At 61.2% G+C, this 21,660-nt stretch carries 21 protein-coding genes and 1 pseudogene; 15 read left to right on the top strand and 7 right to left on the bottom strand.

Annotated elements, in window-relative coordinates; genetic code table 11:
* The first annotated feature begins 22 nt into the window (after positions 1-22).
* On the top strand, positions 23-928 hold the full coding sequence (argB, locus tag M1D68_RS00665; RefSeq protein ID WP_030138216.1) for an acetylglutamate kinase: 906 nt from the start codon (positions 23-25) through the stop codon (positions 926-928).
* A gap of 120 nt (positions 929-1,048) precedes the next feature.
* On the opposite strand, the gene pyrE is transcribed toward argB, so the two are convergent.
* Positions 1,049-1,693 (bottom strand): orotate phosphoribosyltransferase, encoded by a 645-nt coding sequence (gene pyrE / locus M1D68_RS00660; protein WP_434570908.1) that lies wholly within the window; start codon positions 1,691-1,693, stop codon positions 1,049-1,051.
* 83 nt (positions 1,694-1,776) lie between these two features.
* Here pyrE and M1D68_RS00655 point away from each other — a divergent pair, with 83 nt between their 5' ends.
* Positions 1,777-2,556: an exodeoxyribonuclease III gene (locus M1D68_RS00655; protein WP_013694557.1), complete on the top strand. Its 780-nt coding sequence runs from the start codon at positions 1,777-1,779 to the stop codon at positions 2,554-2,556.
* A 95-nt stretch (positions 2,557-2,651) separates the two neighbouring features.
* Here M1D68_RS00655 and gltS read toward each other — a convergent pair whose 3' ends face one another.
* The 3 genes from gltS to rph all read right to left on the bottom strand — a co-directional run bounded on the left by gltS (position 2,652) and on the right by rph (position 5,475).
* Positions 2,652-3,860, bottom strand: a complete 1,209-nt coding sequence (gene gltS / locus M1D68_RS00650; protein WP_457968960.1) for a sodium/glutamate symporter — start codon at positions 3,858-3,860, stop codon at positions 2,652-2,654.
* A gap of 493 nt (positions 3,861-4,353) precedes the next feature.
* A complete protein-coding gene (locus M1D68_RS00645; protein WP_186615200.1) occupies positions 4,354-4,722 on the bottom strand; it encodes a DUF4870 domain-containing protein in 369 nt (122 codons plus the stop codon).
* Between the two features lie 30 nt (positions 4,723-4,752).
* Positions 4,753-5,475: a ribonuclease PH gene (gene rph, locus M1D68_RS00640; protein ID WP_434561629.1), complete on the bottom strand. Its 723-nt coding sequence runs from the start codon at positions 5,473-5,475 to the stop codon at positions 4,753-4,755.
* 265 nt (positions 5,476-5,740) lie between these two features.
* Between rph and M1D68_RS00635 the strand changes: the two genes are divergently transcribed.
* From M1D68_RS00635 to M1D68_RS00610, 6 genes are all read left to right on the top strand, one after another.
* Positions 5,741-6,604, top strand: a complete 864-nt coding sequence (locus tag M1D68_RS00635; protein WP_457968958.1) for a YicC/YloC family endoribonuclease — start codon at positions 5,741-5,743, stop codon at positions 6,602-6,604.
* Between the two features lie 12 nt (positions 6,605-6,616).
* Positions 6,617-7,237 (top strand): guanylate kinase, encoded by a 621-nt coding sequence (gmk, locus tag M1D68_RS00630; protein ID WP_047735756.1) that lies wholly within the window; start codon positions 6,617-6,619, stop codon positions 7,235-7,237.
* 167 nt (positions 7,238-7,404) lie between these two features.
* Positions 7,405-7,668: a DNA-directed RNA polymerase subunit omega gene (rpoZ, locus tag M1D68_RS00625; RefSeq protein WP_003177259.1), complete on the top strand. Its 264-nt coding sequence runs from the start codon at positions 7,405-7,407 to the stop codon at positions 7,666-7,668.
* Between the two features lie 60 nt (positions 7,669-7,728).
* The gene (gene spoT / locus M1D68_RS00620; protein ID WP_030142176.1) at positions 7,729-9,834 is read left to right on the top strand and encodes a bifunctional GTP diphosphokinase/guanosine-3',5'-bis pyrophosphate 3'-pyrophosphohydrolase; all 2,106 of its coding nucleotides are present in this window, start codon (positions 7,729-7,731) and stop codon (positions 9,832-9,834) included.
* Positions 9,835-9,867: 33 nt separating this feature from the next.
* Positions 9,868-10,248 carry a RidA family protein gene (locus M1D68_RS00615; RefSeq protein ID WP_030142177.1) on the top strand — a complete coding sequence of 127 codons (381 nt, stop codon included), beginning with the start codon at positions 9,868-9,870 and terminating at the stop codon, positions 10,246-10,248.
* A 55-nt stretch (positions 10,249-10,303) separates the two neighbouring features.
* Positions 10,304-11,044 carry a hypothetical protein gene (locus M1D68_RS00610; protein WP_434561625.1) on the top strand — a complete coding sequence of 247 codons (741 nt, stop codon included), beginning with the start codon at positions 10,304-10,306 and terminating at the stop codon, positions 11,042-11,044.
* A 128-nt stretch (positions 11,045-11,172) separates the two neighbouring features.
* Here the strand turns inward: M1D68_RS00610 and M1D68_RS00605 are convergent, their stop codons facing one another.
* A complete protein-coding gene (locus M1D68_RS00605) occupies positions 11,173-12,030 on the bottom strand; it encodes an SDR family oxidoreductase (protein ID WP_457968956.1) in 858 nt (285 codons plus the stop codon).
* Between the two features lie 188 nt (positions 12,031-12,218).
* Between M1D68_RS00605 and exbB the strand changes: the two genes are divergently transcribed.
* The 6 genes from exbB to M1D68_RS00575 all read left to right on the top strand — a co-directional run bounded on the left by exbB (position 12,219) and on the right by M1D68_RS00575 (position 19,170).
* Positions 12,219-13,190: a tonB-system energizer ExbB gene (gene exbB / locus M1D68_RS00600; RefSeq protein WP_457968954.1), complete on the top strand. Its 972-nt coding sequence runs from the start codon at positions 12,219-12,221 to the stop codon at positions 13,188-13,190.
* 6 nt (positions 13,191-13,196) lie between these two features.
* Entirely contained in the window at positions 13,197-13,625 is a 429-nt protein-coding gene (gene exbD, locus M1D68_RS00595) for a TonB system transport protein ExbD (RefSeq protein WP_030142181.1), read from the top strand.
* Positions 13,622-14,377, top strand: coding sequence for an energy transducer TonB family protein (locus M1D68_RS00590; protein WP_434561619.1), 756 nt, complete (start codon positions 13,622-13,624; stop codon positions 14,375-14,377). Before exbD ends, M1D68_RS00590 begins: the two co-directional genes overlap by 4 nt.
* Before the next feature lie 311 nt (positions 14,378-14,688).
* Positions 14,689-15,609 (top strand): LysR substrate-binding domain-containing protein, encoded by a 921-nt coding sequence (locus M1D68_RS00585; protein ID WP_457968953.1) that lies wholly within the window; start codon positions 14,689-14,691, stop codon positions 15,607-15,609.
* 9 nt (positions 15,610-15,618) lie between these two features.
* A complete protein-coding gene (gene recG / locus M1D68_RS00580) occupies positions 15,619-17,694 on the top strand; it encodes an ATP-dependent DNA helicase RecG (RefSeq protein ID WP_457968951.1) in 2,076 nt (691 codons plus the stop codon).
* A gap of 78 nt (positions 17,695-17,772) precedes the next feature.
* Positions 17,773-19,170 (top strand): aminoacyl-tRNA deacylase and HDOD domain-containing protein, encoded by a 1,398-nt coding sequence (locus M1D68_RS00575; RefSeq protein WP_420767150.1) that lies wholly within the window; start codon positions 17,773-17,775, stop codon positions 19,168-19,170.
* 163 nt (positions 19,171-19,333) lie between these two features.
* Here M1D68_RS00575 and M1D68_RS00570 read toward each other — a convergent pair whose 3' ends face one another.
* Positions 19,334-19,714, bottom strand: coding sequence for a helicase (locus M1D68_RS00570; protein WP_445571142.1), 381 nt, complete (start codon positions 19,712-19,714; stop codon positions 19,334-19,336).
* A gap of 240 nt (positions 19,715-19,954) precedes the next feature.
* Between M1D68_RS00570 and M1D68_RS00565 the strand changes: the two are divergent.
* A pseudogene (locus tag M1D68_RS00565) lies at positions 19,955-20,110 on the top strand (DUF6124 family protein); the annotation flags it as partial.
* A gap of 525 nt (positions 20,111-20,635) precedes the next feature.
* On the opposite strand, the gene tagQ reads toward M1D68_RS00565, so the two are convergent.
* The gene (gene tagQ / locus M1D68_RS00560; RefSeq protein ID WP_420767147.1) at positions 20,636-21,577 is read right to left on the bottom strand and encodes a type VI secretion system-associated lipoprotein TagQ; all 942 of its coding nucleotides are present in this window, start codon (positions 21,575-21,577) and stop codon (positions 20,636-20,638) included.
* Positions 21,578-21,660 lie beyond the last annotated feature (83 nt).

Genomic DNA, 21,660 nt, shown 5'->3' with positions numbered 1-21,660 from the left:
TGAATCACCACCGGAGCCCTGAATGACCCTCGAACGCGAAGCCGCCGCCAACACCGCCAAGGTCCTGTCCGAAGCGTTGCCTTATATCCGACGCTATGTCGGCAAGACCCTGGTGATCAAGTACGGCGGCAACGCGATGGAAAGCGAGGAGCTGAAAACCGGCTTTGCCCGCGACATCGTGCTGATGAAGGCCGTGGGCATCAACCCGGTGGTGGTGCACGGTGGTGGCCCGCAGATCGGCGACCTGCTCAAGCGCCTCTCCATCGAGAGCCATTTCATCGACGGCATGCGCGTCACTGACGCACAGACCATGGATGTAGTGGAAATGGTGCTCGGCGGCCAGGTCAACAAGGACATCGTCAACCTGATCAACCGTCACGGCGGCAGCGCCATCGGCCTGACCGGCAAGGACGCCGAGCTGATCCGCGCGAAGAAGCTCACCGTTACGCGCCAGACCCCGGAGATGACCCAGCCGGAAATCATCGACATCGGCCAGGTGGGCGAAGTGGTCGGCATCAACACCGACCTGCTGAATTTGCTGGTCAAGGGCGACTTCATCCCGGTCATCGCGCCAATCGGCGTGGGCGCCAACGGTGAGTCGTACAACATCAACGCCGACCTGGTGGCCGGCAAGGTCGCCGAGGCGCTGAAGGCCGAGAAGCTGATGCTGCTCACCAATATTGCCGGCCTGATGGACAAGACCGGCAAGGTCCTGACCGGCTTGTCGACCCAGCAAGTCGACGACTTGATCGCCGACGGCACCATCTACGGCGGCATGCTGCCGAAGATTCGTTGCGCGCTGGAAGCGGTACAGGGCGGTGTTGGCAGCTCGCTGATCATCGACGGTCGCGTGCCGAATGCGATCCTGCTGGAGATCTTCACCGATACCGGCGTGGGTACGTTGATCAGCAATCGCAAGCGTCCTTAAGCGATACCTGCAAAAAAAAGACCCCGCTCAACCTGGTTGAGCGGGGTCATTTTTATTTAACTTTCACATGAGCTTCTGTGGCGAGGGAGCTTGCTCCCTCGCCACGAGATCAAAAACGATTCAAACGCCAAACTGCGCCCGATAAGCCTCAACCGCCGGCAGATGCTGCTTGAGCTGCGGATCATCGGCCAAGAATTCCAGCACCTGGTTCAGCGAGACAATGCTGATCACCGGGATGCCGAAGTCGCGCTCAACTTCCTGAATTGCCGACAGCTCACCGTTGCCGCGCTCTTGGCGGTTCAGGGCGATCAGCACGCCGGCGGCCTTGGCGCCTTCTTGCGAGGCGATGATCTGCATCACTTCGCGAATGGCGGTGCCGGCGGTGATGACGTCATCGATGATAAGCACTTCACCGGTCAGCGGCGCGCCGACAAGGCTACCGCCCTCGCCATGGGCCTTGGCTTCCTTGCGGTTGAAGCACCAGGGCAGGTCGCGGCCATGGTGTTCGGCCAGGGCGACGGCGGTGGTGGCGGCCAGCGGGATGCCTTTGTAGGCGGGCCCGAACAATACGTCGAACGGGATGCCGCTCTCGACGATGGCCGCGGCATAGAACCGACCCAACTGCGCCAGGGCGGTGCCGCTGTTGAACAGGCCGGCGTTGAAGAAGTACGGACTGGTGCGCCCGGACTTGAGAGTGAACTCACCGAAGCGCAGAACACCGCGATCGATGGCAAAGCGAATGAAATCGCGCTGATACGCCTGCATGAAAAAAAGCCTCAAATACCGCGGATTTAGCTAAATAGGTACACGGCGTGTATCATACACGCACGTGATTTTTGGGGCCATTTATGCGGATCATCAGTGTGAACGTCAATGGTATTCAGGCTGCAGTGGAGCGTGGTTTGCTCAGTTGGCTGCAAGCACAGAATGCCGACGTCATCTGCCTGCAGGACACCCGCGCCTCCGCCTTTGAACTGGACGATGCAGCCTTCCAACTGGATGGTTACTTCCTTTATGCCTGCGATGCCGAAGTCCCCGCCCAGGGTGGCGTGGCTTTGTACTCGCGGCTGCAACCGAAGGCTGTCATCAACGGTCTCGGTTTCGAGACGGCGGACCGCTACGGGCGCTACCTGCAAGCCGATTTCGACAAGGTCAGCATCGCGACCTTACTGCTCCCTTCGGGGCAGAACGGCGATGAAGATTTGAATCAGAAATTCAAGTTGATGGACGACTTCGCCCGTTACCTTGATAAACAGCGGCGCAAACGTCGCGAGTACATTTATTGTGGCTCGCTGTACGTGGCGCAACAGAAGCTGGATATCAAGAACTGGCGCGACAGCCAGCAATCTCCTGGTTTCCTGGCGCCGGAACGGGCCTGGATGGACGAGATCATTGGCAACATGGGCTATGTCGACGCCCTGCGTGAAGTCAGCCGCGAAGGCGACCAGTACAGCTGGTGGCCGGACAACGAGCAGGCCGAGATGCTCAATCTCGGCTGGCGTTTCGACTACCAGTTGCTGACGCCTGGGCTGCGCCGCTTCGTACGCAGCGCCCGCCTGCCGCGCCAGCCACGGTTCTCGCAGCACGCGCCGCTGATCGTGGACTACGATTGGACGCTGACGATCTAAGCGTATGGACGAGCTGCTTCAGGCCGACCGGTCATAAAAAATACCCGTATCGCGAGATACGGGTATTTTTTTGGAGCATGTATCCGCTTCAGGCTTCAAGCCGCAGCAAATAACGGCAGGGCAAGGTACAGCTTGATGACGATGACGTTGACGATATCGATGAAGAACGCTCCCACCATGGGTACCACCAGAAACGCTATCTGCGAGGGTCCGTAGCGCTGGGTCACGGCCTGCATGTTGGCAATCGCCGTCGGCGTAGCCCCCAGCCCGAAACCGCAATGCCCTGCCGCCAGGACCGCGGCGTCGTAGTGGCTACCCATCAGCCTGAACGTCACGAAAATCGCAAACAAAGCCATGATCAACGTCTGGACTGCCAAAATGATGAAGATTGGCAAGGCCAGTGACGCCAGGTCCCACAACTTGAGCGACATGAGGGCGATCGCCAGGAACAGCGACAAGCTGACGTTGCCAAGCACAGACACTTCACGCTCGAAAACCTGATACAAGCCAAGCGCCGAAAGACCGTTGCGCAAGATTACCCCCACGAACAGGACGCAAACGAACGTCGGCAACTCGAATGCAGTACCGTGGAGCTGCCCGTTCAGGAGCGTGCCAGCCAACAGGCTGACAGCGATAAGAGCAAGTGTCTCGATGAACGAGAACGGCGTGATCGAGCGTTCTTCGTTCGGCTGCTCGAACCCCTTGGGCGCGCGAGGGTTTTGCGACTCAAGGCAACCGGGCACTTGGACACGCTTGATGAGCAGGCGAGCAACCGGACCACCGATCAAACCGCCCAACACCAAGCCAAACGTCGCAGAAGCCATCGCGAGTTCGGAAGCGGGAGCCAGGCCGTATTTCTCACTGAACACCGTTCCCCACGCTGCGCCTGTTCCATGGCCGCCCGCCAAGCTAATCGAGCCGGTCAGCAATCCCATCAAGGGGTCGAGCCCCAGCGCTTTTGCCAGCCCGATGCCCATGGCGTTCTGGACCACCAGCAAGCCGGTCACCGCCAACAGGAAAATCCCCACCACGCGCCCGCCTCTTCTCAGGCTGGCGAAATCCGCACTCAGGCCGATCGTGGCGAAAAAAGCCAGCATCAATGGCGTTTGCAACGAAGTATCAAACCGGACTTCAATATCAAGTGCGCGCAAAGCCAAAAGAACCAAAGCCACTACCAGCCCGCCTGCTACAGGCTCGGGGATATTGTAGACACGCAGAAAACCAACACGGCCCACAAGCCCACGTCCCAGTAAAAGTACCAGGGAGGCGGCGACAAGCGTGCCGTAGAAATCGAGCTGAAACATGAATATCCATCTTTTCTGTATCTATTCAAGGGCGAACTTTTTACCTGGACACGCCACTTGAGCAGGTTGAATGCTCAACACTGATTGGTCTTTAATTCAAACGCCTTCAATGGCTTGAATATATCGAAATATTTCACGGAGAATATTGCTTGGAGCGACTCTATCAACCGAAGACTATCGATGCCAAGCATATGGGCCACGCGAGCATCGCTCAGTTGTGACTAAAAGTTTAAGAGCGGCAATATACCTACAAGAGACCATGCGCCGCTGAACACGACGGCTGTTGCTATGAACGGTTTTGTGACATCAATCTCTGAGTTCTTAACTTCTTGTTTCGATACTTCCATCAGTGATGGAATCACATCAAGCAAGAATCCATTTCTACGAAGCGTTATCAGACTTTTCCGATTGTTTTTTATAGAAACACCAAGTTTCGCACCCCTAATAAAAATGCCCCGATAACCGGGGCATTTTTATATCGCAGCGCTGTTCGCTATTTAACCAACCGCCAGGTAAAGGGATATCGGTACGGCTGCCCCTCATTGGCTTTCACACCGCCAATAATGGTCAGCACCAGCGCACCGATGGCGACCAGGCCAAACAGGAAGAAACCGATCACCACGATCATCAGCAACAAGCTGATCGCCGCAGCGATCGCCACAGTGATTTGGAAGTTCAGCGCCTCCTTGCCCTGGGCATCGATGAACGGGTCGGACTCACGCTTGAGCTGCCAGATGACCAGCGGCCCGATCAGCGAACCGAACGGAATGAAAATTCCCAACAGTGCAGACAGGTGACAAAACATTGCCCATTGCCGCGCTTCTTTGCTCGGTTGGGGCAACAGGACTTGCTCATCACTCATGGCATTCTCCTTGTCTGAAGCGCACAACAATCAGTCGGCCAACGCGGCCTTTTGCAATTCGAAGATTTCGGTCATGCCTTTCTTCGCCAGCTCCAGCATAGCGTTCAATTCTTGCGGCTGGAACGGCGCGCCTTCGGCAGTGCCCTGGACTTCGATGAAGCCTCCAGCGCTGGTCATGACCACGTTCAGGTCGGTCTCGGCGGCGGAGTCTTCGAGGTAGTCCAGGTCCAGCACCGGCTCGCCCTGGTACATGCCCACCGACACCGCGGCGATCATTTGCTTGAGCGGGTCACCGCCCTTGAGGCCACCGCGTTTCTTGATCACTTTCAAGGCGTCGACCAACGCAACCATCGCGCCGGTGATGGAAGCGGTGCGGGTGCCGCCGTCAGCCTGGATCACATCGCAATCGACATACAGCGTCACATCACCAAGCTTGGACATGTCCAGCGCAGCGCGCAGGGAACGGCCGATCAATCGCTGGATTTCCAGGGTCCGGCCGCCCTGCTTGCCACGGCTGGCCTCGCGCTGGTTCCGCTCGCCGGTGGCGCGCGGCAGCATGCCGTATTCGGCGGTCAACCAGCCTTGCCCCTGGCCCTTCAGGAAGCGAGGCACGCCGTTTTCGACGCTGACGGTGCAGATGACCTTGGTATCACCGAATTCGACCAGTACAGATCCCTCGGCGTGTTTGGTGTAGTTGCGGGTAATGCGGATCGAGCGAAGCTGATCGGCAGCGCGACCACTTGGACGTTTCATAGGGAACACCTGTACAGGGGACGGAAAACTGCTGGGCATTATAAAGCCGTGCGCTGCCATAAGGCAGGTCTAAAAATCCAACGCGACGGGCGAACGCGCTCAAAGCCCCGGCCGACGGGCTGCAGCGCTTTGTTACCGGAGCTGTTTGGGCGCTTGCGTCGCACTGCGCTACAATCCTGCGCCTTTGCTGTCCTTCAGCATCAACCCACAGACCCCAGGCCCCACGACGACCGATTGTGGCCGGCTTGCATTGCGAGGAATCCCCATGGTGCACAGCATGACCGCCTTCGCCCGAGTCGAAAAGGCCGGCGCCCAAGGCACGCTGAGCTGGGAATTGCGCTCGGTCAACAGCCGCTACCTGGAGCCGCATCTGCGCCTGCCCGAATCCTTCCGCGACCTGGAAGGCAGTGTGCGCGAAGCGCTGCGCCAGGGCTTGTCCCGGGGCAAGTTGGAATGCACCCTGCGCTTCACCGAAGAAAGCAGTGGCAAGACGCTGCAGGTCGATCGCGAACGCGCTGCGCAACTGGTCGCGGCCGCAGAAACAGTCGCAGGCTTGATCAAAAACCCCGCCGCCCTCAATCCGCTGGAAATACTGGCCTGGCCAGGCGTACTGGTCGGCGATGCGAGCGATCCCCAAGCGCTGAATGCCGAGGCGCTGGCACTCTTCACTCAAGGGCTGAAGGAACTCAAGGCGGGTCGCGAGCGTGAAGGCGCGGAGCTGGCCCGTCTGATCAACGAGCGCCTGACCTCTATTGAAGAAGATGTCGTCACCCTGCGCGAACTGGTCCCGCAAATGCTCGCCACCCAACGCCAGAAAGTCCTCGACCGCTTCGCCGACATGAAGGCCGAGCTGGACCCGCAGCGCCTGGAACAGGAAATGGTCATGCTCGCGCAAAAAAGCGACGTGGCCGAAGAACTGGATCGCCTGAGCACCCACATCATCGAAGTTCGCCGGGTGCTCAAATCCAGCGGCGCGGCCGGTCGCCGCCTCGACTTCCTGATGCAGGAGCTCAACCGCGAAGCCAATACACTGGGCTCCAAAGCCTTCGACCCGCGCAGCACGCAGGCGGCGGTCAACCTCAAGGTGTTGATCGAGCAAATGCGCGAACAAGTGCAGAACATTGAGTAAGGCTAACCCGACATGACCCACAGCACCGGCACTCTCTACATCATTTCCGCGCCCTCGGGCGCTGGCAAGACCAGCCTGGTCAAGGCATTGATCGATGCCGAGCCGCAGATCCGCGTCTCGGTCTCGCACACCACCCGCGCCATGCGCCCGGGCGAAGTGAATGGCGTGAACTATCACTTCGTTGACCGTGAAGAGTTCGTGAGGATGGCCGAGCACGGCGATTTCCTCGAGCGCGCCGAAGTCTTCGGCAACCTCTACGGCACTTCGCAGAGCTACCTCCAGCAAACCCTCGATGAAGGCCACGACCTGATCCTGGAGATCGACTGGCAAGGCGCTGAACAAGTTCGCAAGCTGATGCCCCAGGCCCGCTCCATCTTCATCCTGCCGCCGAGCCAGCAAGCCTTGCGCCAACGCCTGACCAACCGCGGCCAGGACAGCGATGAAATCATCGAAGGCCGGATGCGTGAAGCGGTCAGCGAAATGAGCCATTACGTCGATTACGATTATCTGATCATCAATGACGATTTTGCCCACGCGCTGGACGACCTGAAGGCGATTTTCCGCGCCAGCCAGCTGCAACAGAAGCGCCAGCAGCAACGTTTCGGCAAGCTTTTGGCCGAACTGCTGGGCTGAACAGCCCTTCCCAAAACCGCTGCGACGGCTTTACATTGGTACTCGCAGCGCGCCGAGGGGTTTGATCAAAAAATCAGCGCTTCCCTAAACGCTGGTGTTTTTTTAAACTGTTGAGTCCGCTCGCCCAACCGGGCAGCGCGCATATTGCATTCGCTCCGAGGAATACCATGGCCCGCGTAACCGTTGAAGACTGCCTAGAACACGTGGAAAACCGCTTTGAGCTGGTCATGCTCTCTACCAAGCGTGCCCGTCAACTGGCCACTGGCGGCAAAGAGCCATTGGTCCAGTGGGAAAACGACAAGCCTACCGTGGTAGCGCTGCGTGAAATCGCCGAAGGCCTGATGAGCTACGAGTTCATCGCCAACGCTGAAATCGTTGAAGACGAACCGCTGTTCGCAGCGTTCGAGGACGAGTCCAACGAGGCGGTCTAAGCCTATGCCTGGTCGACGTAGCACGGCGCGGGGTCACAGCAGACGGCAGGAGTCACTATCATGCCGAGCATAGACGCCCTCGCCGATCGCTTATCGGCCTACCTCGGCACGGACCAGGTCAACCTGGTCCGCCGAGCCTATTTCTACGCCGAACAAGCCCACGACGGCCAGCGCCGCCGCAGCGGCGAGGCGTACGTCACGCACCCGCTCGCGGTGGCGAATATCCTTGCCGACATGCACATGGACCATCAGAGCCTGATGGCGGCCATGCTCCATGACGTGATCGAAGACACCGGCATTGCCAAGGAAGCGCTGCAAGCGCAGTTCGGCGAAACCGTGGCCGAACTGGTCGACGGGGTCAGCAAGCTGACCCAGATGAACTTCGAAACCAAGGCCGAGGCCCAGGCCGAAAACTTCCAGAAAATGGCCATGGCCATGGCCCGCGATATCCGCGTGATCCTGGTCAAGCTCGCCGACCGCCTGCACAACATGCGCACGCTGGAAGTGCTGTCCGGCGAGAAACGCCGGCGAATCGCCAAGGAAACCCTCGAAATCTACGCACCCATCGCCAATCGCCTGGGCATGCACGCAATTCGCATCGAGTTCGAGGACCTGGGTTTCAAGGCGATGCACCCGATGCGTTCGGCGCGCATCAACCAGGCCGTCAAGCGCGCCCGGGGCAATCGCAAGGAAATCGTCAACAAGATCGAAGAGTCCCTGAGCCACTGTCTGGCCATCGATGGCATCGAAGGCGAAGTCAGCGGGCGGCAGAAACACCTGTACGGCATCTACAAGAAAATGCGCGGCAAGCGCCGGGCCTTCAACGAAATCATGGACGTCTATGCGTTCCGGATCATCGTCGACAAGGTCGATACCTGCTACCGCGTGCTGGGTGCTGTCCATAATTTGTACAAACCGCTGCCTGGGCGCTTCAAGGATTACATCGCGATTCCCAAGGCCAACGGTTACCAGTCGCTGCACACCACGCTGTTCGGCATGCACGGCGTACCGATCGAAATCCAGATCCGCACCCGTGAAATGGAAGAGATGGCCAACAACGGCATCGCCGCCCATTGGTTGTACAAATCCAGCGGCGACGAGCAACCCAAGAGCACTCACGCCCGCGCGCGGCAGTGGGTCAAGGGCGTGCTGGAAATGCAGCAACGGGCCGGCAATTCCCTGGAATTCATCGAGAGCGTGAAGATCGACCTGTTCCCGGACGAGGTCTACGTCTTCACGCCCAAGGGCCGGATCATGGAGCTGCCCAAAGGGTCCACAGCGGTGGATTTCGCCTACGCCGTGCACACCGACGTCGGCAACAGCTGCATTGCCTGTCGCATCAATCGTCGCCTGGCACCGTTGTCCGAACCGCTGCAAAGCGGCTCCACTGTGGAAATCGTCAGCGCCCCCGGCGCGCGCCCCAACCCGGCGTGGCTCAACTTTGTGGTCACCGGCAAGGCCCGCACGCATATCCGCCATGCGCTGAAGCTGCAACGTCGCTCCGAGTCCATCAGCCTGGGCGAACGCCTGCTGAACAAGGTACTGAACGGCTTCGACAGTTCCCTGGACAAGATCCCGGCCGAGCGCGTACAGGTCATGCTCCACGAATACCGTCTCGAATTGATCGAAGATCTGCTCGAGGACATCGGTTTGGGCAATCGCATGGCCTACGTCGTCGCCCGCCGACTGCTCGGCGAAGGCGAACAATTGCCGAGCCCTGAAGGTCCGCTGGCGATTCGCGGCACCGAAGGCCTGGTCCTCAGTTACGCCAAGTGTTGTACGCCGATTCCTGGCGATCCGATTGTCGGCCATCTGTCCGCCGGCAAAGGGATGGTGGTGCACCTGGACAACTGCCGCAATATCAGCGAAATCCGCCACAACCCGGAAAAATGCATCCAGCTTTCGTGGGCCAAGGATGTCACCGGCGAATTCAATGTCGAACTGCGCGTCGAGCTGGAGCACCAGCGCGGCCTGATCGCACTGCTGGCCAGCAGCGTCAACGCCGCCGACGGCAACATCGAGAAAATCAGCATGGACGAACGCGACGGTCGCATCAGCGTCGTCCAACTGGTGGTCAGCGTGCACGACCGCGTACACCTGGCCCGCGTGATCAAGAAACTGCGCGCCCTGACAGGGGTCATCCGCATCACTCGCATGCGCGCATAGCGTCTCACTCGCCCTCATTACAAGGAGTCATGAATGACCAAGACCGTTATCTCCAGCGACAAGGCCCCGGCCGCCATCGGTACTTATTCCCAGGCGATCAAGGCGGGCAACACCGTTTACATGTCGGGGCAAATCCCGCTGGACCCGAAAACCATGGAGCTGGTCGAGGGCTTCGAAGCCCAGACCGTGCAAGTGTTCGAGAACCTGAAAGCCGTGGCCGAAGCTGCCGGCGGCTCGTTCAAGGACATCGTCAAGCTCAACATCTTCCTCACCGACCTGAGCCACTTCGCCAAGGTCAACGAGATCATGGGCAAGTATTTCGACCAGCCTTACCCTGCCCGCGCTGCCATTGGCGTGGCCGCCTTGCCAAAAGGCGCCCAGGTCGAGATGGATGCCATCCTGGTCATCGAGTAAAACGCCCGGCGCAGCCTTTCCCGCTGCGCCGTTTTCGTTCTGAAAGGATTCCACCATGCGCAAAGCGCTTGCTTTCTCCCTGCTCGCCCTGCTCCTGGGCGGCTGCGCCAGCGACCCTGCAGACCGTGACATCAGCGGCACCTGGATCAACCAGGCCGCCATCGACGCTGCCGCCAAAGGCGGCCCGCTTCGCGAAGCATTGCAGGCCTATGGCCCGAACCTGGAATGGGACGTCAACACCCGGGCTGGCCAGGCGCGTTACACCAATGGTTTTGAGAATGTCGAAGGCAAGTTGCTGGGCGAAGAAGACGGCGCCTGGAAAGTCGACTTCTACGGCAGCTCGGCCAGCGAACTCAAGCGCGACGGCGACCAGTTGAGCCAGGCCGCCACCGAAAACGAACCACAGCAAGTGTTCGACCGCGCCCAAGTACAGGTACCGGAAGGCGCGCCGATTGGCGCCAGTTTCGAGCGCGCCCTGTATTCGGCTTATCTCGGCGGCATCTGGAACATTGCCGAAGGTCCTGGCCAGGGCGCCACCGTGCAATTCCAGCCCGATGGTCAAGTCAGCGGCTTGCCGGGCACTGATCGCTACGCCTTGTGCCTGGCTGGCGACTGCGCCTCCATGAGCGGTGGCAACGACAACATCTGGCTGCAACAGAACGGTCAGGGCAACACTTGGATTTTTTCCCGCGACGGCAAGAAACTGGAAATCTTCCAGACCGTGAACGCGGCGCTGGCGGATGAAATGCCGTCGTTCACGCCGGGTGATCGCAAATGGGTGCTTGAAAAGCAGTAACCCGGTGTGCCCCCTGTGGGAACGAGCTTGCTCGCGATGGCGGTGTAACGGTCAACCTTGATGTTGACTGTTAGCGCCTCATCGCGAGCAAGCTCGCTCACACAGTTGGTTTGGGGCTGTCAGGCGAATCAGCAACGACCTTCCAGAATCGCCGCATACCCCTCGCGAAAGCTCGGATAACGCGGCGTCCAGCCCAACGCCTTGGCCCGGGCGTTGCTGCAGCGCTTGCTGCCGGCGCGGCGCACGCTGGCGTCGTCGGCCCATTCGGTAATGCCCATGTAGTCACGCAACCAACCCACCACCTCGGCCAGCGGCGCGGGGGTGTCATCGACGCCGATGTAGCAGTCTTCCAGCGTCTTGCCCTGATGATCAGCTTTCAGCAGAAACGCCAGCAGGCCGGCGGCATCGTCGGCGTGGATGCGGTTGGCATAGAGCGGCGGGTCGATCACCACGCGATAGCCTTGGCGCACCTGGCTCAGCAGCCATTCCCGCCCCGGTCCGTAGATGCCGGTCAGGCGTATGCGACTGGCCGGGATGCCGCTGTCGAGTGCCACCTGCTCGGCTTCCAGCATCACTCGCCCGGAATAACCGCCCGCCTCGGTGGGCGAGCTTTCGTCCACCCACTCCCCGCCCTGCTGTCCATACACGCTGCTGCTGGACACAAAGAGCAATCGTTTGGGCCGCTGGCCGTGCTGTTCCAGCCAGCCCAACACATGCTGTAACCCTTCGACATAAGCGGCACGATAGCCCGCCTCGTCATGATCGGTAGCGGCGGCGCTGTACACCAGATAATCCAACGACCCCACAGGCCAGTCGACGGGACACTGCGCACTGAACAGGTCCCCCGCGACACCGACAACCCCGGCCGGCAGGTTCGAAACCGTACGCCGCAAGCCATGGACCCGCCAATGTTCGGCCACGAGCTGGCTCGCCAGGCGGCCGCCTATATCGCCACAACCGGCGATCAAAACAGAAGGCGCGGACATCAAGAACTCCTCTGGGAAAGCCGCAGACTAGCCTTCGCACTGGACGAGCGGCTAGCCATGAAGCAAAAAAAGTTACTGTATTACTTTTGTTAACAAGAATTACTTGCAATAATGCTCGCCACTTTTGTTCTCGGCCTCACGAGGCCTGGAAGAACATCAACCTTCTTTTATTCTCAGGTCCGGCCAGCATGACACGTTCTTTCTCTTCCGCTTCGCCAACCAACCGACCCCGCGCCTGGGGCGCCGTGGCAGCCTTGCTGCTCAGTCTGATGCTGGCGCCGAGCGCCGCCTTCGCTGATGCGCAGACGCCCGCATCGACCCCCGCCACCACGCCTGCTGCCACCCAGGCACCGGCGGACCCGGCCGCACCTGCTGCAACGCCCGTGGCCGCCGATCCGAGCCAGGCCGTCGAGGCCGAGGCGCCTCAAGTGCTCGAAGCCGACAATACCCTGGGCATGGCCCACGACCTGTCGCCGTGGGGCATGTACAAAAATGCCGACGTGGTCGTCAAAGCCGTGATGATCGGCCTGGCCATCGCCTCGATCATCACTTGGACGATCTGGATCACCAAGGGCTTTGAACTGCTTGGCGCCAAGCGTCGCCTGCGGGGTGAAATCGCCGCGCTGAAAAAAGCCACCACTCTCAAGGAAGCCAGTGCCACCGCCGGCAAGGAAGGCACACTCGCCAACCTGCTGGTCCACGATGCGCTCGAAGAAATGCGCCTGTCGGCCAACAGCCGCGAGAAGGAGGGCATCAAGGAGCGCGTGAGCTTTCGCCTCGAGCGCCTGGTCGCGGCCTGCGGTCGCAACATGAGCAGCGGCACCGGCGTACTCGCCACCATCGGTTCCACTGCGCCGTTCGTCGGCCTGTTCGGCACCGTGTGGGGGATCATGAACAGCTTCATCGGCATCGCCAAGACCCAGACCACCAACCTTGCCGTCGTTGCCCCCGGTATCGCCGAGGCCTTGCTGGCGACCGCATTGGGCCTGGTCGCGGCCATCCCGGCGGTAGTTATCTACAACGTCTTCGCCCGCTCCATCGCCGGTTACAAGGCCCAGGTTTCCGACGCTTCGGCCGAAGTCCTGTTGCTGGTCAGTCGCGACCTCGATCACCTGCCGCCCGAACGTGGCTCGCAACCACACATGGTGAAAGTGGGGTAATCGGCCATGGGCCTGCATTTGAAAGAAGGCGCAGACGACGATCTGGCCGAGAACCACGAAATCAACGTCACGCCGTTCATCGACGTGATGCTGGTGCTGTTGATCATCTTCATGGTGGCCGCCCCGCTCGCCACCGTGGACATCAAGGTTGACCTTCCCGCGTCCACGGCCAAGCCGTCGCCACGGCCCGAGAAACCGGTGTTCCTGAGCGTCAAGGCGGACCAGCGCCTGTTCCTGGGCGAAGAGGAAATCAAGGTCGAGAGCCTCGGCCCGACCCTCGATGCCAAGACCCAGGGCAAGAAAGACACGACGATCTTCTTCCAGGCCGACAAAGGCGTGGACTATGGCGACCTGATGAGCGTGATGGACGCCCTGCGCGGCGCCGGTTACTTGAAGGTCGGCCTGGTCGGACTCGAGACGGCGCCGAAGAAATGATCACGACGCGCCAAAAACTGACGCGTTACAGCGGTAGCCTCGCCGTGGTGCTGGGCGTTCACGCGCTTGCCATCGCGCTGGCGCTGAACTGGACGACGCGTCCGCCCCTCGAATTGCCGCCCCAGGCGATGATGGTCGAGCTGGCGCCGGTTCCTGCCCCGCCACCGCCTGCACCGCCGAAAGTCGTCACACCGCCGACGCCTCCGGAGCCGGTGGAAGAGCTGCCATTGCCAAAACTGGCCGAAGCACCGAAGGCGGAAATCGCCGTGCCCAAGCCGGTCAAGCCCAAGCCGAAGCCCCAGCCGCCCAAGCCCAAGCCGGTGGAGAAAAAACCGGAGCCGCCGAAGGAAACGCCGTCGGAGCAAAAGCCCGCCGACACTCAGCCCACCCAGGCGCCGACCGAAAAGTCCGCACAACCGGCCCCAGGCCCGTCGCCCGCGCAAATGGCGGCCAAGGCGAGCTGGCAAGGCACACTGCTGGCGCACCTGGGCAAATACAAGAAGTACCCGGCCAGCGCCCAGGCACGCGGCAAGGAAGGCATGAACCGCCTGCGGTTCGTGGTGGATGCCGAAGGCAACGTGTTGTCCTTCGAACTGGTGGGCAAGTCAGGCAACGCCGATCTGGACCGGGCCACCCTGGACATGATCCGTCGCGCCCAACCGCTGCCCAAGCCACCGGCCGACCTGCTGACCAACGGCACGGTCGAGCTGACAGCGCCGTTCCTGTACTCCATCGACAAGCGCCGGCGCTAACCCAAACACCCGATGACAGGGTGAACCTGGTGGCGAGGGAGCTTGCTCCCGCTGGGCCGCGAAGCGGCCCCAAACCGGTGAACGCGATGCATCAGGCTGGTCGCATCCACCGAACCGGGGCCTGCCGCGCAGGCCAGCGGGAGCAAGCTCCCTCGCCACAATCAAACAAAGGCATCGAGAGATGCCTTTTTTCATATCCGGCAACGACCACACAGACATTCGACAGTGTCGCCGCGCGCCTCCAGTCTGATAACGTGCGTCTATCGATTGCAGCCGGTATGCTTGGCTCGCAACTTCACGGACGTTTCGCCATGACCCTCACAGAATTACGCTACATCGTGACCCTCGCCCAAGAGCAGCATTTCGGCCATGCGGCCGAGCGTTGCCATGTCAGCCAGCCGACACTGTCGGTGGGTGTGAAAAAGCTTGAAGACGAACTCGGTGTGCTTATTTTCGAGCGCAGCAAAAGCGCGGTGCGCCTGACCCCGGTCGGTGAAGGCATCGTGGCCCAGGCGCAAAAGGTCCTGGAACAGGCCCAGGGCATTCGCGAGTTGGCCCAGGCCGGCAAGAACCAGCTGACCGCCCCATTGAAAGTCGGCGCGATCTACACCGTCGGCCCGTACCTGTTCCCGCACCTGATTCCACAACTGCACCGGGTCGCCCCGCAGATGCCGTTGTACATCGAAGAAAACTTCACCCACGTGCTGCGCGACAAGCTGCGCAACGGCGAGCTGGACGCAATCATCATCGCCCTGCCGTTCAACGAAGCCGATGTCCTGACCCTGCCGCTCTACGACGAGCCGTTCTACGTCCTGATGCCGGCCCAGCACCCCTGGACCCAGAAAAAAACCATCGACGCCGGTCTGCTCAACGACAAGAGCCTGTTGTTGCTGGGCGAAGGCCACTGCTTCCGCGACCAGGTGCTGGAAGCCTGCCCGACGCTGACCAAGGGCAGCGAAGGTGCCAAGCACACCACGGTGGAATCCAGCTCTCTGGAAACCATTCGCCACATGGTTGCTTCCGGCCTGGGCATTTCCATCCTGCCGCTGTCGGCGGTGGACAGCCACCACTACTCTCCCGGCGTGATCGAAGTCCGCCCATTGACCGCGCCCGTGCCGTTCCGCACCGTTGCCATTGCCTGGCGCGCCAGCTTCCCGCGACCCAAGGCCATCGAGATCCTCGCCGACTCGATCCGCCTGTGTTCCGTGTCCAAGCCGCCCACCGCCAAGTAAGCCGCTGCCATGACTGAGCTGTCGAAAGTGCCGGTCACGGCACTCAAGGGTGTCGGTGAAGCCATGGCCGAAAAGTTGGCCAAGGTCGGCCTGGAAACCCTCCAGGACGTGCTGTTCCACCTGCCGCTGCGTTATCAGGATCGCACCCGCGTGGTGCCCATCGGCCATTTGCGGCCTGGGCAGGATGCAGTGGTGGAAGGCACCGTCAGCGGCGCCGACGTGGTCATGGGCCGGCGTCGCAGCCTGGTGGTGCGCCTGCAGGACGGCACCGGCGGGCTCAGTCTGCGTTTCTATCATTTCAGCAATGCGCAAAAGGAAGGCCTCAAGCGTGGCACCCGCGTGCGCTGCTACGGCGAGGCGCGGCCCGGAGCCTCGGGGCTGGAGATCTATCACCCGGAATACCGCGCCATCACCGGCGACGAACCGCCGCCCGTCGCGGAAACCCTGACGCCGGTCTACCCGCTTACCGAAGGCCTGACCCAACAGCGCCTGCGCCAACTCTGCCAGCAGACCCTGACAATGCTCGGCCCCACCAGCCTGCCGGACTGGCTGCCCAAGGAGTTGGCCCGGGACTATCAGCTCGCGCCACTGGCCGACGCGATTCGCTATCTGCATCACCCGCCCGCCGATGCAGATGTGGAAGAGCTCGCTCTCGGACATCACTGGGCCCAGCATCGCCTTGCCTTTGAAGAACTGCTGACCCATCAACTGTCCCAGCAACGCCTGCGCGAAAGCCTGCGCTCGCTGCGCGCGCCGGCCATGCCCAAGGCGACGAAGCTGCCGGCCCGTTACCTGGCCAATCTCGGTTTTACCCCCACCGGCGCGCAGCAGCGGGTCGGCAACGAAATCGCCTACGACCTGAGCCAGCCAGAGCCGATGCTGCGGCTGATCCAGGGCGACGTCGGCGCCGGCAAGACCGTGGTCGCCGCCCTCGCCGCGCTGCAAGCGTTGGAAGCCGGTTATCAAGTGGCCTTGATGGCGCCCACGGAGATCCTGGCCGAGCAACATTTCATCACCTTCCAGCGCTGGCTCGAACCCCTGGGCATCGAAGTCGCCTGGCTGGCCGGCAAGCTCAAGGGCAAGAACCGCGCCGCCGCCCTCGCGCAAATCGCCGAGGGCGCGCCGATGGTGGTCGGCACCCACGCTCTGTTCCAGGACGAAGTGCTGTTCAAGAACCTGGCCCTGGTGATCATCGACGAACAACACCGCTTCGGCGTCCAACAGCGCCTGGCCCTGCGGCAGAAAGGCGTCGGCGGGCGCATGTGCCCGCACCAGTTGATCATGACCGCGACGCCGATCCCACGGACCCTGGCGATGAGCGCCTACGCCGACCTCGACACCTCGATCCTCGACGAACTGCCTCCCGGTCGCACGCCGGTCAATACCGTGCTGGTCACCGACACCCGGCGGGTCGAAGTGATCGAGCGCGTACGCAGCGCCTGCGCCGAAGGCCGGCAAGCCTATTGGGTGTGCACCCTGATCGAAGAGTCGGAAGAGCTGACCTGCCAGGCAGCCGAGACTACTTTTGAAGACCTCACCGCCGCCCTCGGCGAGTTGAAAGTCGGGCTGATCCACGGCCGCATGAAGCCTGCCGAAAAAGCGGCGGTCATGGCCGAGTTCAAGGCCGGCGTCCTGCAACTGCTGGTCGCCACCACCGTGATCGAGGTCGGCGTCGATGTTCCCAACGCCAGCTTGATGATCATCGAAAACCCCGAGCGCCTGGGCCTGGCGCAGTTGCACCAGCTGCGCGGCCGGGTCGGCCGGGGCAGTGCCGCCAGCCATTGCGTGCTGCTGTATCACCCGCCGCTGTCACAGATCGGGCGCCAGCGCCTGGGGATCATGCGCGAAACCAATGATGGTTTCGTGATCGCCGAAAAAGACCTCGAACTGCGCGGCCCAGGCGAAATGCTCGGCACGCGCCAGACCGGTCTGCTTCAATTCAAGGTGGCCGACCTGATGCGCGACGCCGACCTGCTCCCGGCGGTTCGCGACGCTGCCCAGGCGCTGCTGGAGCGCTGGCCCGACCATGTGAGCCCGCTGCTGGATCGCTGGCTGCGCCATGGGCAGCAATACGGCCAAGTGTGAGCACGCGCTCAGTTTTCTGGACGCGCCTTCTGGACAAGCTGGTTATACTGACCCACTTGTAGAATACGGACACCGACCATGACCGAAGCTGCCCTCGTCCCCGTAACCCCGCACGCTCCGTCTGTTATTCGGCAATTGCTCGAAAAACTGGGCATCGCCTTCGACGAAATCATCGAGCGACCGGGCCTGAATCCTGCTCGCAAAGTGCAAGCCGTGCTGCTGCACGATGCCGTCGGCGCGCTCATGGTCCTGTTTCCACAAAATCAGTTGCTGGACCTCAACCGTCTGGCCGAACTCACTGGCCGTAAACTCACGGCGGTGCCGACCGAGCGCCTGGAGCGCATGCTGGGCAAGCACAGCCTAAGCCTGCTGCCGGGCCTACCCGCGCTGACCAGCTCGCCATGCCTGTACGAAGAAGGCTTGCTGCGCGAGCCCAAGCTGCTGATCAACTCAGGCGAGCCGGGGCTGCTGCTGGAAGTCACCAGCGAAGCCTTCAAGACCATGCTCACCAAGGCCAGCGCCGCGACGTTTGGCGAACCCTTGGGCAATATCTCCCCGAACCTGGACCGCCCGGATGACGACCGCAAGGAAATCACCCAAGCCGTCCAGGCATTCACCGCCCGGCGTATCCAGCAACGGCTGGAAGAGACCATCGAGATCCCGCCGCTGGCCGAAACCGCGCAAAAAATCATCAAGCTGCGGGTCGACCCTGACGCCACCATCGACGACATCACCGGCGTGGTCGAAACCGACCCCGCACTGGCCGCCCAAGTGGTGAGCTGGGCCGCATCGCCGTATTACGCATCGCCGGGCAAGATCCGCTCGGTGGAAGACGCCATCGTCCGGGTGCTGGGCTTCGACCTGGTGATCAACCTGGCGCTGGGCCTGGCCCTGGGCAAGACCCTGAGCCTGCCCAAGGACCACCCGCAACACACCACGCCGTACTGGCAGCAATCGATCTACACCGCCGCCGTCATCGAAGGCCTGACCCGCGCCATGCCACGCGCCCAGCGCCCGGAGGGCGGCCTGACCTACCTGTCGGGCTTGCTGCACAACTTTGGCTACCTGCTGCTGGCCCACGTCTTCCCGCCGCATTTCTCCTTGATCTGCCGGCACCTGGAAGTCAACCCGCACCTGTGCCACAGCTATGTGGAGCAACACCTACTGGGCATCAGCCGCGAGCAGATCGGCGCCTGGCTGATGCGCTACTGGGACATGCCCGACGAACTGGCCACCGCCCTGCGCTTCCAGCACGACCCCCACTACGACGGTGAATACGCCGCCTACCCGAACCTGGTGTGCCTGGCCGTACGCCTGCTGCGCTCACGCAGCATCGGCTCCGGACCGGATGAGGACATCCCCGATGCCCTGCTCGAACGCGTTGGGCTGACTCGGGAAAAGGCCAATGATGTGGTGAGCAAGGTGCTTGAAGCCGAGGTGCTACTGCGGGAATTGGCTTCGCAGTTCAGCCATTGATTGCAGCGGCAGAGGGCTGTTGTGGCGAGGGAGCTTGCTCCCGCTCGGCTGCGCAGCAGTCGTAAAACCTGCCGACGCGGTCTGCCTGGAATATCGCATCAACCTTTTTGGGGCCGCTTCGCAGCCCAGCGGGAGCAAGCTCCCTCGCCCCGGGGGTTCTTGACTAAGCCTTCTTGGCCTTCCTCGGCTTCAAGTACTTCATCAACCCCTGAAACCAGATCACCAGCGCCGGATTACCCTTGATCTGGATCGACTTGTCCTGGATCCCGGTCATGAACGCCAGTTGCTTGTTCTTCGCCTGCATCGTGGCGAAGCCATAGCCTGCGTCCTTGAAGGCGATGGCGAAGGCCGGCGTTGCATAAACACCCGACTGGCTGGTGATGCGCTGGTTCTTCACGGTGAAATACCGAGCGATCTTGCCGTCCAGGGTTTGCAGTTGGAACACCAGCTCCTTGTCGCCCAGCTGTTGTTGGAAGGCTGGATTGCTGCGGCTGGCCTTGCCCATCAACCACCCCAGCATCCACAACAGGAAACGAAATTTCATCGGCACAGCCTCGTGAGAAAAATGAACGGCTGGCGCAGTTTATCGTTTCCCCAGCGGAACGCCATCATCGAATCCGGTTTAAGGAAGATCGCCCGCATTTTGCGCACGATGACTGCCAAGTCATGTTTAGAAGCGGCATTCCATGGCCTTCAGACTCGTCGGAGATTTCCTTCAAAACGCCGGGCTGTTCATGAACTAGGCAGGGCAACCGAGCGCGGCTAACCTCTATTCGTCACCGCAAAAATCGCCGCCGACCTGGCCGACGACATCGACGAATCACGCCGCTGTGTAGCCCTGGCGATCAGTCGAATGGCTGATGGGGTTCAGTTGTTGGTTGAGCGCGCGCTGGATCATTTGGAGACGAAGGGGGTGGCGGCGTCTGCAGCCAAGGGATAGGACGGACATAGTGGCAAGCTGAACCGACGCCTTCGCGAGCAGGCTCGCTCCCACAAGGGATCGGGGTTGTCGCAAATATTTCAGTCACCACAAAACAAATGTGGGAGCGAGCTTGCTCGCGAAAGCGGTCGATCAGTCGCTATCGATGCAAGCTGAACGGCCGCCTTCGCGAGCAAGCTCGCTCCCACAGGGGAAACGCGGTCCCACCGAGAGCCAGGTCGGCTTCAAGGCCGCCTCGGCTCGGCTTTTGATCTGTCAGGCCCCGTTAACCACGATGGCCGAACGCAGGCATTGTGGAGTGAGGGCATGCCGAGCCTAGGCGAGGCACCGAGTGGTGGGGCCAAGCCTTTTTTGCTTACTTTTTTGGTGTCTGAAAAAAAAAAGTGAGTCGCCGTAAGGGCGAAACCCTAAGCAGCCGTTACCGCAGCAACGGATATGTACCCAGAACAACTGTGGGAGCAAGCCTGCTCGCTCCCACAGCTTTGCAGCGGTGATCACTCAAGGGAAGTGATCAGCCGCCATCAATCAAACATTCGGGCAAGGCACCGGTGCCCAGTCGCCCAGGTCCGGGTTTTTGCACATGCTGTTGACCTGGGTGGTACCCGCGCTGGCAACCTGTTTGCTTTCATCCTGCTTGGCCTTGGCGGTCTGCAGGGTCTTCTCGGTAGCGACCGCTTCTTTCGGCACGGCTGGCAGTTCTTTCTTCTTCGCCGGCGTCACTTTCTTCTTGGTCTTGGTGCTGGTCTGCGCCGCCACAACCTGCGTGGTGTCAGCAGTGGCCACGGTCACCACGTCAGTACGCTGCACACCCACTTGCTGCAGGTCCTTCTCGTAGGCCTGGGTGTAGTTGTTCAGGTCTTCGGAAGCCTTGCCGTTCACCGCGACGATCAGGTCATTGGATTCTTTCAGGCCGGCAACGATTTCCGCCAGGCGCTTGCGGCCTTCGGTGTCGTTGACGGTCTTGGCCTTGCGGTCGGCGACCAGTTTGCTGAACGCGTTCTGGTAGCACTGTTGCGACGCCTTGGCGTAGGCGGTGCTGCGGTCGATGTCCGAAGCGCTCTTGCTGACGTCGGCGGCGTAGGAGGCGATGCGCATGTTGTCATCGGCGATCTGCTTCTGGCGCTCGGTGTAGTAACCGGTAGCGCCACCGGCCAAGGCGCCGCCCGCGGCACCGATGGCGGCGTTACGGCCACGGTCTTCCTTGTCGGCGGTCAAGGCGCCCAGCAGCGCACCACCGACGGCACCGACGGCTGCGCCGGTGACGACCGACTTGGTCATGTTCCCTTCGGTGGAGCGCAGGTGCTGTACCGGCTCGTAGCAGTTGGGGTAGTACTCGACCTTGGTGCTCGAAGCGACCTTGGACGTCGGCGACGAAGCGCAGCCAGTCAGTACGGTGCTGAAGCCCACAGCAACCATCAGCAAATGACGCTTGGAAACCGAAGCAAAAGGTTTACGGGAGAAAAGCATAGTTGTGTTCTCGTTTAAGTTTTGACCAGCTCAGCACGGCCCCATCGCCGCCTGAGTCCCTTCCAAGCTCGCTGACAACGAAC

It is taken from the genome of Pseudomonas sp. R4-84 (assembly GCF_054130985.1).
Note: the sequence above shows the minus strand (reverse complement) of the source record. Positions and strands in the feature narration are given on the sequence as shown.

Excerpts from the sequence above, each read along its gene's own strand:
- argB (WP_030138216.1), top strand. The coding sequence starts at position 23 with ATGACCCTCGAACGCGAAGCCGCCGCCAACACCGCCAAGGTCCTGTCC.
- pyrE (WP_434570908.1), bottom strand. The coding sequence starts at position 1,693 with ATGCAGGCGTATCAGCGCGATTTCATTCGCTTTGCCATCGATCGCGGT.
- M1D68_RS00655 (WP_013694557.1), top strand. The coding sequence starts at position 1,777 with ATGCGGATCATCAGTGTGAACGTCAATGGTATTCAGGCTGCAGTGGAG.
- gltS (WP_457968960.1), bottom strand. The coding sequence starts at position 3,860 with ATGTTTCAGCTCGATTTCTACGGCACGCTTGTCGCCGCCTCCCTGGTA.
- M1D68_RS00645 (WP_186615200.1), bottom strand. The coding sequence starts at position 4,722 with ATGAGTGATGAGCAAGTCCTGTTGCCCCAACCGAGCAAAGAAGCGCGG.
- rph (WP_434561629.1), bottom strand. The coding sequence starts at position 5,475 with ATGAAACGTCCAAGTGGTCGCGCTGCCGATCAGCTTCGCTCGATCCGC.
- M1D68_RS00635 (WP_457968958.1), top strand. The coding sequence starts at position 5,741 with ATGGTGCACAGCATGACCGCCTTCGCCCGAGTCGAAAAGGCCGGCGCC.
- gmk (WP_047735756.1), top strand. The coding sequence starts at position 6,617 with ATGACCCACAGCACCGGCACTCTCTACATCATTTCCGCGCCCTCGGGC.
- rpoZ (WP_003177259.1), top strand. The coding sequence starts at position 7,405 with ATGGCCCGCGTAACCGTTGAAGACTGCCTAGAACACGTGGAAAACCGC.
- spoT (WP_030142176.1), top strand. The coding sequence starts at position 7,729 with ATGCCGAGCATAGACGCCCTCGCCGATCGCTTATCGGCCTACCTCGGC.
- M1D68_RS00615 (WP_030142177.1), top strand. The coding sequence starts at position 9,868 with ATGACCAAGACCGTTATCTCCAGCGACAAGGCCCCGGCCGCCATCGGT.
- M1D68_RS00610 (WP_434561625.1), top strand. The coding sequence starts at position 10,304 with ATGCGCAAAGCGCTTGCTTTCTCCCTGCTCGCCCTGCTCCTGGGCGGC.
- M1D68_RS00605 (WP_457968956.1), bottom strand. The coding sequence starts at position 12,030 with ATGTCCGCGCCTTCTGTTTTGATCGCCGGTTGTGGCGATATAGGCGGC.
- exbB (WP_457968954.1), top strand. The coding sequence starts at position 12,219 with ATGACACGTTCTTTCTCTTCCGCTTCGCCAACCAACCGACCCCGCGCC.
- exbD (WP_030142181.1), top strand. The coding sequence starts at position 13,197 with ATGGGCCTGCATTTGAAAGAAGGCGCAGACGACGATCTGGCCGAGAAC.
- M1D68_RS00590 (WP_434561619.1), top strand. The coding sequence starts at position 13,622 with ATGATCACGACGCGCCAAAAACTGACGCGTTACAGCGGTAGCCTCGCC.
- M1D68_RS00585 (WP_457968953.1), top strand. The coding sequence starts at position 14,689 with ATGACCCTCACAGAATTACGCTACATCGTGACCCTCGCCCAAGAGCAG.
- recG (WP_457968951.1), top strand. The coding sequence starts at position 15,619 with ATGACTGAGCTGTCGAAAGTGCCGGTCACGGCACTCAAGGGTGTCGGT.
- M1D68_RS00575 (WP_420767150.1), top strand. The coding sequence starts at position 17,773 with ATGACCGAAGCTGCCCTCGTCCCCGTAACCCCGCACGCTCCGTCTGTT.
- M1D68_RS00570 (WP_445571142.1), bottom strand. The coding sequence starts at position 19,714 with ATGAAATTTCGTTTCCTGTTGTGGATGCTGGGGTGGTTGATGGGCAAG.
- tagQ (WP_420767147.1), bottom strand. The coding sequence starts at position 21,577 with ATGCTTTTCTCCCGTAAACCTTTTGCTTCGGTTTCCAAGCGTCATTTG.